The 11,884-nt window shown below is 33.7% G+C and carries 10 protein-coding genes and 1 pseudogene; all 11 read right to left on the reverse strand.

What is annotated here, in order from left to right:
- Nucleotides 1-104: 104 nt before the first annotated feature.
- On the reverse strand, nucleotides 105-896 hold the full coding sequence (locus tag RWL86_RS06315) for an FtsQ-type POTRA domain-containing protein (protein ID WP_314078025.1): 792 nt from the start codon (nucleotides 894-896) through the stop codon (nucleotides 105-107).
- A gap of 20 nt (nucleotides 897-916) precedes the next feature.
- Nucleotides 917-2,014 carry an undecaprenyldiphospho-muramoylpentapeptide beta-N-acetylglucosaminyltransferase gene (murG, locus tag RWL86_RS06320; RefSeq protein ID WP_314078026.1) on the reverse strand — a complete coding sequence of 366 codons (1,098 nt, stop codon included), beginning with the start codon at nucleotides 2,012-2,014 and terminating at the stop codon, nucleotides 917-919.
- Between the two features lie 16 nt (nucleotides 2,015-2,030).
- On the reverse strand, nucleotides 2,031-3,392 hold the full coding sequence (gene murD / locus RWL86_RS06325) for a UDP-N-acetylmuramoyl-L-alanine--D-glutamate ligase (RefSeq protein WP_314078029.1): 1,362 nt from the start codon (nucleotides 3,390-3,392) through the stop codon (nucleotides 2,031-2,033).
- 84 nt (nucleotides 3,393-3,476) lie between these two features.
- A complete protein-coding gene (gene mraY / locus RWL86_RS06330; RefSeq protein WP_314078031.1) occupies nucleotides 3,477-4,439 on the reverse strand; it encodes a phospho-N-acetylmuramoyl-pentapeptide-transferase in 963 nt (320 codons plus the stop codon).
- Nucleotides 4,440-4,449: 10 nt separating this feature from the next.
- Entirely contained in the window at nucleotides 4,450-5,937 is a 1,488-nt protein-coding gene (locus RWL86_RS06335; RefSeq protein WP_006703030.1) for a UDP-N-acetylmuramoyl-L-alanyl-D-glutamate--2,6-diaminopimelate ligase, read from the reverse strand.
- 17 nt (nucleotides 5,938-5,954) lie between these two features.
- The gene (locus RWL86_RS06340) at nucleotides 5,955-7,745 is read right to left on the reverse strand and encodes a penicillin-binding transpeptidase domain-containing protein (protein ID WP_314078034.1); all 1,791 of its coding nucleotides are present in this window, start codon (nucleotides 7,743-7,745) and stop codon (nucleotides 5,955-5,957) included.
- On the reverse strand, nucleotides 7,742-8,116 hold the full coding sequence (locus RWL86_RS06345; protein WP_314078037.1) for a cell division protein FtsL: 375 nt from the start codon (nucleotides 8,114-8,116) through the stop codon (nucleotides 7,742-7,744). Before RWL86_RS06345 ends, RWL86_RS06340 begins: the two co-directional genes overlap by 4 nt.
- A 22-nt stretch (nucleotides 8,117-8,138) precedes the next feature.
- Complete coding sequence (rsmH, locus tag RWL86_RS06350; RefSeq protein WP_314078039.1) at nucleotides 8,139-9,080, reverse strand: 16S rRNA (cytosine(1402)-N(4))-methyltransferase RsmH; 942 nt, start codon at nucleotides 9,078-9,080, stop codon at nucleotides 8,139-8,141.
- 18 nt (nucleotides 9,081-9,098) lie between these two features.
- Nucleotides 9,099-9,530, reverse strand: coding sequence for a division/cell wall cluster transcriptional repressor MraZ (mraZ, locus tag RWL86_RS06355; RefSeq protein WP_006703034.1), 432 nt, complete (start codon nucleotides 9,528-9,530; stop codon nucleotides 9,099-9,101).
- Nucleotides 9,531-9,755: 225 nt separating this feature from the next.
- Nucleotides 9,756-10,121, reverse strand: a complete 366-nt coding sequence (locus RWL86_RS06360; RefSeq protein ID WP_314078042.1) for a DUF3397 family protein — start codon at nucleotides 10,119-10,121, stop codon at nucleotides 9,756-9,758.
- A gap of 150 nt (nucleotides 10,122-10,271) precedes the next feature.
- A pseudogene (locus tag RWL86_RS06365) lies at nucleotides 10,272-11,884 on the reverse strand (hypothetical protein); the annotation flags it as partial.

Below are 11,884 nucleotides of genomic sequence, written 5' to 3' on the forward strand. Positions count from 1 at the left end.
ATTTTTTCATTTTATATTTCATAAATAACTATACTGATTTATTTTAACATATTTCTTTACTGTTAAGAAAACATTTGTATATTTTCTTAATAATTTTTTTCAATTTATTGGGCATTCACGTCTGGTGTGTAAAAAATTCCAACTTCCATATCAATCGTTCCTGATTTTTTAGGCAATTGTTTTAAAATACTTGGATAATAATTTAACTTCTCACCGATATCTTTTAATGTCCCAATCACTTTCATACCATCATTCATTTTTAAATGAAGTTTTAACGGTTTTTTGTCAGGATCTACGTATTGAATTTGACGAATACTACTAATCACACTTGGGGAAGTTTTCTCCAATTGATTTGCTAATTGAGTTCTCGATTCTTCGGTGAAGTTCACTAATTCTGGATAATTTTCTTTATTCGTTAGTTCTTCTACTGAAATCGACTGAGCATCTGTTAATAACTCTTTATATTCTCCTTCTTCAACATAATAACCAATAGCAGGATTTTCTAAAATCGTTAACTGAATTGTATTCAATCCTGACAATGTTACAGAAACATCTTTGATTTTAGGGTTTTGAGCGATTAATCTTTTTCGAATTATCTCATGTTCTGATAAGATTCCCCAGATACTCTTTCCCTTTTTGATACCAGCTTGTTCTTGAATCGTTTCTACTGCCACTTGTCTATTTCCATACACATAAATTTCCTTAGGTTTTGAAAGAGGAGAAATAAAATACAATCCCCAAATCAAACTTACAAGGAAAATCCACCATAAAAATCTCATTTCTAACTTAGAAAAATAAAAGATTTTTCTCAATATCAGTAATGATTCCTTATTTTGTACCTCCTCATCGAACTCAGGAGGAGGCGAAGAAGTTGAAGCTTTTTTAAAAAATTTCATAAGACTCCTCCTTTATCATATTACATGATTTCATGAATCATACTTGTTAATCGTGCACTTGCATCTGTAATGCCCATTTTCTTAGCAGAAGCAGCCATGGCTTCTTTTTTATGAGAATCAACTAAAATTGCATCAATTTCAGCTAACATTGTTTGAGCATTTAATTCTTTTTCTAAAATCATCGAAGCTGCGCCTTGATCAACTAATGAACGAGCATTGGCTTCTTGATGGTTATTCGTCACATATGGACTTGGAATTAAAATACTTGCTAAACCTAATGCTGTTAGTTCTGTTAAAGTTGTTGCGCCACTACGGCAAACGACTAAATCCACATTTTGGAATAGTTGTGGCATATCTTTAATATACGGAAAAACAGAAACATTTGGCAATGATTTTTCTAAACTTGTAATCTGATTGTTGATTTTGTCATAATGCACTTCTCCTGTAACCATTATGACATGATAATTTTTATCCGCAAATCCTTCTAAAGCCTCAACAAATACTTCATTCATTCGCTCAGACCCACGACTTCCACCAAAGATTACAACAATTGGCAACTCTGTCTGAACTCCAATTGAAGCTAAGTAGTCAGGATTTTTCTTAATTTCCACAACTTCTTGACCTCTAGGATTTCCTGTTAATACGACCTTATCACTATAGGATGCAAAATCTTTTTTCACATCTTCAAAGCAAATCGCAATTTTATTGACCCATTTTGCTAAAAATTTATTTGTTACTCCTGCAACACTATTTTGTTCATGAATAATGGTTGGAATTTTTAATAAACTAGCTGCGAATAATACTGGTGCACAAACATACCCACCTGTACCAATGACAACATCTGGTTTAAATTCTTTTAAAATCTTTCTTGCTTTAATGACACTTGTTACCATATAGTAGGCTGTTTTTAAGTTTTCTAATGAAAGCGAACGCTTTAATCCTTCGATTTTAATGGATTCAAATGCATACCCTGCTTGAGGAACAATTTTACTTTCTAATCCACGTTTAGTTCCAATATATAAATATTCTACATCCTCTTGTTTTTCTAAATATCTCATAAATGCAAGGGCTGGGTAAATATGACCTCCTGTCCCTCCACCAGATACGACAACTCTCATGAATGTCTCCTCTTTCTTATAAATTCTCTACAACTTGAATAAATTCATCTCCACGAATTTCAAAGCTTTTAAATTGATCCCAACTTGCACAAGCTGGTGATAATAAAATAATATCGTCTTCTTTACTAATTTCATAAGCCTTTTTAGTCGCTTCTTCTAATGTATTCACGACTTCAATAACAGGAACACCTGCAAGTTTCGCAGCTTCTTGTAATTTTTCTTTTGTTTCACCATACAAAACAATTCCTGATACAGATGTTAAATCGGGAACTAATTCATCAAAACCATTTCCTCTATCTAAACCACCTGCGATTAAAACAACAGATTGATTTGTAAAGCTGCGTAACGCTGTTTGAGTTGCGATAATATTCGTCGCTTTTGAATCATTGTAGAAACGTCTTTTATTCACTTCTTTTACAAATTGAGTACGGTGTTTTACACCATGGAAATTTTGTACTGCTTTTTTAATACCTTCATTTGTAGCTCCTGCTAATTTTGCAATTGCAACTGCTGCTAATACATTTTCAACATTTTGCGTTCCAGGAACTTGAATCGTTGAAACTGGAATCACTTTTTCACCATTGAAGCAAATGAAATCCCCTTCAACACAAGCTCCAAACTCTAAAACAGTTTTTCTACTAAATGGAACTAATGTTGCTTTTGTATGGCCTTCAATTAAAGTAATCAATTCTGGATAATCAGCATTATAAACTAAGTAATCTTCTTCCGTTTGATTTTTCGTTAATTGCAGTTTTGCTTTAATATATTCTTCTCTTGTCCCATGATAATCTAAATGAGCGCTGAATATATTTACAATACACGCAATTTTCGGTTTGAATTGATCAATTCCCATTAATTGGAAACTACTTAATTCGGAAACATAAATATCTTCTTTTGTTGATTGTTCTGCTAATTGCGATAATGGAATTCCAATATTTCCTGCCGCATAAACTTGACGTTCAGGGAATGATTCTTTCAACATTAAGCTCGCTAATGTAGTTGTAGTCGTTTTCCCGTTTGAACCTGTAATTCCGATAATTAAACCTTCTAATAAATGATAGGCAATTTCTACTTCTGTATATACTGGAATTCCTTTTTTAATAGCAGCTTCTACCATACAATTATAGTATGGTATTCCAGGGTTTTTCACAACAAAATCAAAATGTTCTTCTAATAAATCTACTGGATGAGAACCTGCTAAAACACGAATTCCTTCTTCGATTAAACTTTTTGCATCTGGATTTTCTTCTAATGGAATACGATCATTTACTGTTACAATTGCCCCTTGATGTAATAATAATTTTGCAACTGCCACTCCACTTTTTGCTAATCCAATGACTAATACTCTTTTATGTTCAAAAACGTTTTTATTTAGCACCTAATATGCCCCCTAAATCAATTTCAATATGTATATGGCAGTATAAACTGCCGTAAAATATGTATGAAAAGCTAAAAAGCTTTTCTAAATAAATAGGAATGTAATAAGCGTACCGATAAGTCCAACTAAACTGAAGACTAAAACAATTTTCACTTCTTTCCATCCGCACATTTCAAAGTGATGATGAATGGGACTCATTTTAAACACACGTTTTCCAGTTAATTTGAATGAGGTTACTTGAATAATCACACTTGCTGTTTCTAATACGAATACAATCCCAATTCCTAGTAAACTCCACTCATGATGAAGCATTAAAGAAATAATGGCTAATCCTGCACCTAAAGCTAGAGAACCAACATCTCCCATAAAGATTTTAGCTGGCTTCCAATTGAACATTAAGAATCCAATTAATCCTCCAACTACACTAAAACAGAAGAATGCAATTTCTACTTGTTTTGAATGTAATGCTAAAAATGCATACGTTCCATAAGCAACAATAGATGTTGATGTCGCTAGTCCATCTAACCCATCTGTTAAATTTACCGCATTTGAAAATCCTGTAATCCAAATGATAGTAAAAATTGCAAATAAGACTAAACTATGTACTTCACCAAAAAATGGAATATAAATTAATGGAGTACGTCCACTTAATAAGAATAAAGCTACAAAAACTGCAGAACCTACTATTTGTAAAACAAATTTTTGATGACTTTTTAAGCCTTGATTTTGTTTTCTAAACACTTTAATAAAATCATCAAAAAATCCGATTCCACCAAAAAATACAAATCCAATGACGCCACTTAATAATGTGAAATTAAAATGTCCGAATAATCCTCCAAGAATTAAACTAACAATCCCAATCATCATTAAGAAGATAAACCCTCCCATCGTAGGTGTTCCACTTTTGGCTTTATGCCAAGATGGCCCATCTTCTAAAGTTGTTTGTCCAAACTGATTCATTCGCATAAATTGAATAAATTTAGGTTCCGCAAATACTGTTGCTAGTAATGTGGCTCCTAATACAAGTAATAATTGTAATGTCATCATTTTCTCCTTTTTATCTATTTCCTAATAATGATTCTACAACTTCGATTTCATTATAAGGATATTCTACTTCACCAATAATTTGATAAGCTTCTACCCCTTTTCCAGCAAGTAGCACAATATCTCCAGCACTCGCTAATTGAAGTGCTTTTTCAATGGCTTCTTCTCGTTTATCAATACATTCATAAGAAACAGATTTCTTATTAACTGCACTTAGCAATCCTTCATAAATATTTACTAATGGCTCTGTTCTAGGATTATCTGCTGTAAAGACTACATGGTCTGATTTAGTTAGAGCAATCCTTCCTAATTCTGGTCTCATACTAGAATCACGATTTCCTCCACTATGCCCTACAACTGTAATAATCTTCCCATGTGGAATTTGTGCTAAAGAATCTAATACATTTTCTAATCCATCCGGAGTATGAGCAAAGTCCACGATTACTTGAAAATCTTGTCCTTTATCAACAGATTGCATACGACCTGCTACACCTTGGAAAGCTTTCACCTTTTTCAATATTTCTTCTATAGAAATTCCATAAACATAAGCCACTGCAATTGCAGACAACATATTATAAACATTGAAAATTCCTAGTAATGGCATATCTACTAAGTAACGTTCATCATTTTGAATTACTAGTTCGAAGATTGTATGTCCATTTTCTGTACGAATATTTTCAGCTTTGAAGTCAGCTTCCTCATTAATTCCATAGCTAATCACTTGAACTGGAGTTGAATACTCAAACATTTGAAACTGTTCATCATCCGCATTTAAAACCGCTACTTTTGGCTTAGAATTTTCTCCAACATAATTCCCTAATTGAGAGAATAATAAACTTTTAGCATGCGCATATTGTTCCATTGTTTTGTGTAAGTCTAAATGTTCATGTGTTAAATTCGTAAAGACTACACAATCATAATCTAATCCCCAAACACGGCCTAATTGTAAGGCATGAGAAGAAACTTCCATCAAACAAGTCTCTCCACCAATCTCTTTTAACTCTTGGAAAGTTTCATGCAATGTTAAAATTTCTGGAGTTGTATTATGAGTCTGAATAATTTTTGGACCAATTTTACGATAAATTGTACCAATTAATGCAGTTGGTTTATTCGGTTTTTCCAATAATGCATCTATCATATGAGTGACTGTCGTTTTACCATTAGTTCCTGTAACACCAATCATTTGTAAAGATTGAGTTGGATATCCATAAAAATGATTTGCCAACAAAGCCATCACTCTTGTCACATCTTTAACATAAATTACTGGAGTATCCCCTACTTGATTTTTGATAGATTTACTAGCTACAAAGGCAACGGCACCTTTTTCTTTCGCAGCAGCAGCAAAGCGATGCCCATCTACTGTAACTCCATCAATACAGAAAAATAATGTATTTGGACGAACTTTTCTTGAATCTTGTGCTAAAAAATCAATTGTTACACCTGATAAATTACCTTCAATCTTTTTGAGATAAATTAATTGAGCTAATTCTGTAGCTAACATTTCTAAATTCCTCCTTTTTATTGCGTTAATCGACTATAATCTAACGCACGTTTCATCATTGGATTAAAAATCTCTTTAATTAAAGCACTACCTCCAGCTCCATAAGGGTTATTTTGAGGTTGCTTCAATGTAATATATAAAATATATTTTGGATCACTTGCAGGCGCAAATCCAACTACAGAATAAATATAATTACTTCCATACGAGTAATAAGTTCCTGTTTCAGGATTTACAAATTCGGCAGTTCCTGTTTTCACAGCTATTTCCTCACCTTCAATATCAAACCCATTAGATGTTCCATCTTTCATAGTAGTTGCTTGACGTAAATATTCTAGAGTTTTTTTAGCTGTTTCCGGTTTAATTACTTGCCCTAAAGAATTTTCAGAAAAATTAACTGTAGTATTTGTTGCTGGTCTAAACTCATGATCCACAATTCTTAATTTTTTCATTTCTCCTTGATTCGCAATTGCTGTAAAAGCTTGTACCATTTGAAAAGCTGTTACAGAAATCCCTTGTCCAAAACCAGTCGACAATTGTTGTAAATAAGAATTATATGTATTCAATCCAGTAGCTTCATTTAAAAATCCTGATTGCGTACTTTGACCAAATCCAAATAAATCTAAATATTGCTTCCATTTTTCTACTCCAATTTTTTGAACTACATGAACAAAAGCAACGTTACTTGAGTGAGCTAAACTTTCTAAATAAGTGATTCTCCCCCAACCAACTTTATTATAGTCACGAACTAAATCTTTAAAAATCTGGATTTTACCAGATTCATACTTTTCATTAGGGTCAAAAACTCCTTCATTAATAGCAGCAGCAAGAGCTAATACTTTCATCGTAGAACCCGGCTCATAAGCTTCATCCGTTAAAAGATTATTCCACATCGTAGAAATTCCTTCTTTAGTTGTCCCATTAAATGTAGGACGTTGGGTAGCAGCTACAATATCCCCAGTTTTTGGATCTACTAACATCGCTGTCAATTGACTTGGTAAATATTTATCATTCACTTGAGACACTAAAGATTCTAAGTAAGTTTGCATTTTTTTATCAATCGTTAAATACAAATCATTCCCATCTTTTGGCTGTTCTGTCACTTCCTCACTTCCTGAAATTACATATCCATTTCCGTCTAATCGTGAAGTTACTTCTCCAGGTTTCCCCGTCAAAGTTGCATTATATGATGCTTCAATTCCCATCTTACCGACTAATTGTTCAACAGATTTTCCATCTAATTCTTCCTTTTCAACATCTGTGTAACCAATCAAGTGAGAAGCAAAAATTCCATTTGGATAATAACGAGAAAGATTTTCCGTAAATTTAATTCCTGGAAGAGCTTCTTTTTCAATTTTTTCTTTTGTTTCGACAGAAAGATTTTTCCCCGCATTTCCGAATTCTACTTGCGCAACATTTTTCTGAGATAAGATTTTTTCAATTTCTGGAGCTTTCATATCGATATACTTCGATAAAACAGCAGCCGTTTTAGAAACATCTTGAACGTAATCATTTTTTCCTTTATCCCATTGATCTGTTAATACAGCGAATAAAGAAAAATTCGTTGCGTCTACCGCAATAGGACTACCACTCGCATCATAAATATTTCCACGTTTTGCTTTTAATAATGTTGTATGTGTTAATTTTTTATCTAATTCTTTTCTTAAATCGACGCCATGGCTTTGACCAAGCACCATGATTTTATAGAAATTGATAGAAAAAATGAGAAATAGGAAGAATGCGATTGCCATCAAGCAATGTATCGCAATCTTTCTATTTCCCATATATTCCTTAAAATGTTTTTTTTTCATTGTTCAACATTCCTTACGTTATTTTCGCCCATTTTTAATCCTTGTTCTTTAGCAATACGATTCACACGGTCATATTGTGATAATTCTTGTGCCGATTGTAATAACGTATCATTTTTTCTTTGCATCAATGTCGTATTTGTTTGAATGTCTTGTAATTGACGATTTTTATTCGTTACAACCATTGAACTGATAATTGTGATTGTTGCTAAAGCAAACATAATCACTAAACCAACAATCATATTACGTACATAATTAACTTTTACTCTTTCCTGTGGAATAGCTGTGACTACTGCATCTTTATAAGTGTTCGGAAAGGCTTCTCTGGCTATTGTAGTTGAATTTACGTCAACAATTTGTTTTGCTAATGCCATCAAAAAACGCCCCCTTTACTACTTATTTTACACGTTCAATCACACGTAATTTTGCACTTTGTGATCGTGAGTTTTCTTGCATTTCTTCTTCTGTTGGCAAAATTGGTTTTCTTGTAATCAATTTAAAATCCGCACTTTCTAACTGACCTGGTAAAATTGGTAAATTTTTAGGTCCTTGTTCAACAGTGCTTTGTTGTTTAAACATCGTCTTTACAATACGGTCTTCTAAAGAATGGAATGAAATCACACTCATTCTCCCTCCGACTTCTAATAAATCAAAAGCCTGTTCCAGTGAATCTTCCACAGCTGCTAATTCATCATTTACCGCAATACGCACCGCTTGGAAAATTCTTTTAGCAGGATGCCCGCCCTTTCTTCTTGCAGCAGCAGGAATACTATCACGAATAATATCCACTAATTCTCCAGTTGTTTCAATTTCATGGTCTTGACGAATACGTTCTATATTTCTCGCAATTTGTTTGGAGAACTTTTCCTCTCCATAACGGTAGAAAATTCGAACTAATTCATCATAACTCCACTCATTAATAATCTCTTTTGCAGTTAATGGCGCTGTTTGATCCATTCTCATATCTAAAATAGCATTTTGATGATAACTAAATCCTCTTTCAATTTGATCTAATTGTGGAGAAGATACTCCTAAGTCATACAAAATTCCATCAACTTTTTTTATTCCTAATTCATTCAGTTTTTTCTGAACCATTCTAAAATTTGCATGAATGAACGTGACTTTACCTTCATTTATAAATTTTTCCAAACGGATTTTAGCATTATCAATGGCATTCATATCTTGATCAAAACAATATAAATGTCCTGTTGTCAATTGACCTAATAAATATTCACTATGTCCTGCTCCACCTAATGTACAATCTACATAAATCCCATCTGGTTTTACTTCAAGATTATCCACTGTTTCATGTAGCAATACGGTTACATGTTTAAACATTTTTAATTAATACCCTTTCTAAAATCCAAAATCAGCCATTTGTTCTGCTAATTCTTCAAAATTCTCTTCAGTTTCAGCAATATATGCTTTCCAACGTTCTTCATCCCAAATCTCAATTCGGTCATTCACACCAATGACACGACAATTCTTCACTAAACCAGCATGTTCTCGTAAAGTTGGTGTGATATTAATTCTTCCTTGTTTATCAAATTCTACTTCGCTTGCAGCAGAATTGAAGAAGCGAGCAAATGCACGAGCGTCTTTTTTCGATTGAGGTAACTCACTCAACTTTTGACGAAGCAATTGCCATTGATCAAGAGGATAGCCGTATAAACAGCCATCTAGTCCACGTGTTACAACAAAAGTGAATCCTAAATCTTCACGAAACTTCGCTGGAACAATCATACGTCCCTTAGCATCTATTGTGTGTTGATATTCACCGATTAACATGCAGACTCCTCCTATCATTCATAATTAACCATATTTTACCACACTCCCCCACTTTTCACCACTTTTTTATGAAAAAAGTTAAAAAATATTTTATTTTCAGCCCAGATTTTTTAAATTTAGGCTTCACTTCCTTACCAATTTGAATCTTATTTGTAACAAAAAACTAAAAGAGCCCTCCGTATTTGCACTGCAATCATACGGAGAGCTCTTTTTCTCTTTAAATTTTTATTTAAAAATCAAAAAATAAATAAATTGGCATCCTAATATAAAATGACCCATCACTAAAATTAGAAATTCAATCGAACAAAATTGATACAAAAATTTTCGAATATAGAAGTCTGGATTTCTTTTTTTCACTAATAATAACAGCATACCTGCTAAACTGCTGAATACGATTATCCAAGGCATTAAGGATCTACCTAAAAGTAACTGACTAAAGATTTCATAGCTGACAAATAAAAGAGGAAGCATGACTTCTCTTATTGTTAAGAAAAATGATTCTGAAAAATAAATTCTTGTACCAAAATAAAATTGTAAAATAAAATAAGATGCAATCACAATTGTGATTAATAATAGAGATAATACTAACATTGTCTTCGTCTCCTTTTCCTCTCACATTGTACACTATTATCCCTTTAACGTATAGAGTATTTACTTCCTTCCAATAAAAATAGAGACTAGATTTCCTCTAATCTCTATTTTATCAATCATCTTTTAACTTTAAAAAGAATTCTTTAAAAATTATTTGCGACGAGCAAAAGTAATTACATAATCAAAATTTCCAAAACCACGATCTAAAATATCGTTTTGTAAATTCGTTTCTCCTACATATTGGAAATAACGTGAAAGCGATACTTTTTCTCTCGATGTTTGTTGATCAATAGCTTGTTGAATTTCTTCTGCTGTTGCAGTTTCTGGAACTGTGATGACATAATTTTGTCCTGGATTTCCAAGTGAACCAGCAATTTCTAATTCTGCTAATTGATAGTAAAGCGTAATTGTATGTGTTTTTACTTTTGGTTCTTCTACCGATCTTCTTGTACGAGAAGCTCTAGGTTGAATCATTGGTGCCATTCTTAGTGAAGAAGGTTTTGTAAAGTTAACAATATAATCATAACGAATTGTATCTTCTTGAGGTTTATCTACAAAATAATCTTCTAAGAAAGTATATCCTTTTTTGGCAAGTTCTGCTTTTTTCTCATCAATCTTAGATTTTACGATAGCTTGAACCTGTTCGTGTGTAGCTCCTTTTGGAACTGTAACAACAGATTCACCTGGATCTCCTAAAAATCCTGCAATATCTTTCATCTCAGTATAGTTGTAGTAGATAGCAACTTTATCCATTGGTTCATCTACACTTCTTGCACGACGTGTTACACGTGGTTGATAAACTGGTGCATTTCTAAAACCTGTATTTTCTCGATTATTCGAAGCTTCATTTGATGTGTTTGATGTTGGTGAACTAGACGCATGTCCAATATTCCCTGAACTGTTTTCATCAATAGTTGTTCCATCATTTCTACCATTCGACAAACCTTCTTTACTAAAATCTGGCCCATTGAACTCCTCTCCCGGAACTTCAAAACCATCAATTGCAGTTTGATAATGTTCTGTAACGCTAATTACTTTGTTTTCATCATTCGCCTCTGTTATAGCTGCTACTGCTTCATTTTTTAAAGCTTCTAATCCCATTTTTAATTTATTCTTTTCATTTCCATCAGAAAGTTTATTAATTATTTCTAATTTCCGATTATAAACAGTCATTATATTGTCTTTAATACTATCGTCTTTAGCTTTTTTAACAGAATCTTCTTTATCTACTGAATTTTCTCCTTCTGGTTGTGTTGGTGTTGTTGGTGTTTCTTCCGCTGGTTGCGCTGGAGTTGGTGTTTCTGTTGCTCCTGGCGCTGCTGGGTGTTCTTCTGCTGGTTTCGTTGGCGCTGGCGTTTCTGTTGCTCCTGGTACTGTTGGTTGTTCTTCCGCCGGTTTTGTTGGCACTGGCGTTTCTGTTGCTCCTGGCGCTGCTGGTTTTTCTTCCGTTGGTTGCGCTGGTGCTGGCGTTTCTGTCACTCCTGGCGCTGCTGGTGTTGTTTCTGCTGGTTGCGCTGGAGTTGGTGTTTCTGTTGCTCCTGGCATTGCTGGGTGTTCTTCTGCCGGTTTCGTTGGCGCTGACGTTTCTGTTGCTCCTGTACCTGCTGGTGTTGTTTCCGCTGGTTGTTCTGGAGTTGGTGTTTCTGTTGCTCCTGAACCTGCTGGTGTTGTTTCCGCTGGTTGCGCTGGAGTTGGCGTTTCTGTTACTCCTGGCGCTGCTGGTGTTGTTTCTGCTGGTTGCGCTGGAGTTGGTGTTTCTGTTG

Origin of the sequence: uncultured Granulicatella sp., from assembly GCF_963515095.1 — a bacterium.
Taxonomy (GTDB): Bacteria; Bacillota; Bacilli; order Lactobacillales; family Aerococcaceae; genus Granulicatella.

Bases quoted from the DNA above. Each gene is read 5' to 3' on its own strand.
- RWL86_RS06345 (WP_314078037.1), bottom strand. From the start codon at position 8,116: ATGGCATTAGCAAAACAAATTGTTGACGTAAATTCAACTACAATAGCC.
- mraY (WP_314078031.1), bottom strand. From the start codon at position 4,439: ATGATGACATTACAATTATTACTTGTATTAGGAGCCACATTACTAGCA.
- RWL86_RS06360 (WP_314078042.1), bottom strand. From the start codon at position 10,121: ATGTTAGTATTATCTCTATTATTAATCACAATTGTGATTGCATCTTAT.
- murG (WP_314078026.1), bottom strand. From the start codon at position 2,014: ATGAGAGTTGTCGTATCTGGTGGAGGGACAGGAGGTCATATTTACCCA.
- RWL86_RS06340 (WP_314078034.1), bottom strand. From the start codon at position 7,745: ATGAAAAAAAAACATTTTAAGGAATATATGGGAAATAGAAAGATTGCG.
- RWL86_RS06315 (WP_314078025.1), bottom strand. From the start codon at position 896: ATGAAATTTTTTAAAAAAGCTTCAACTTCTTCGCCTCCTCCTGAGTTC.
- RWL86_RS06335 (WP_006703030.1), bottom strand. From the start codon at position 5,937: ATGTTAGCTACAGAATTAGCTCAATTAATTTATCTCAAAAAGATTGAA.
- rsmH (WP_314078039.1), bottom strand. From the start codon at position 9,080: ATGTTTAAACATGTAACCGTATTGCTACATGAAACAGTGGATAATCTT.
- mraZ (WP_006703034.1), bottom strand. From the start codon at position 9,530: ATGTTAATCGGTGAATATCAACACACAATAGATGCTAAGGGACGTATG.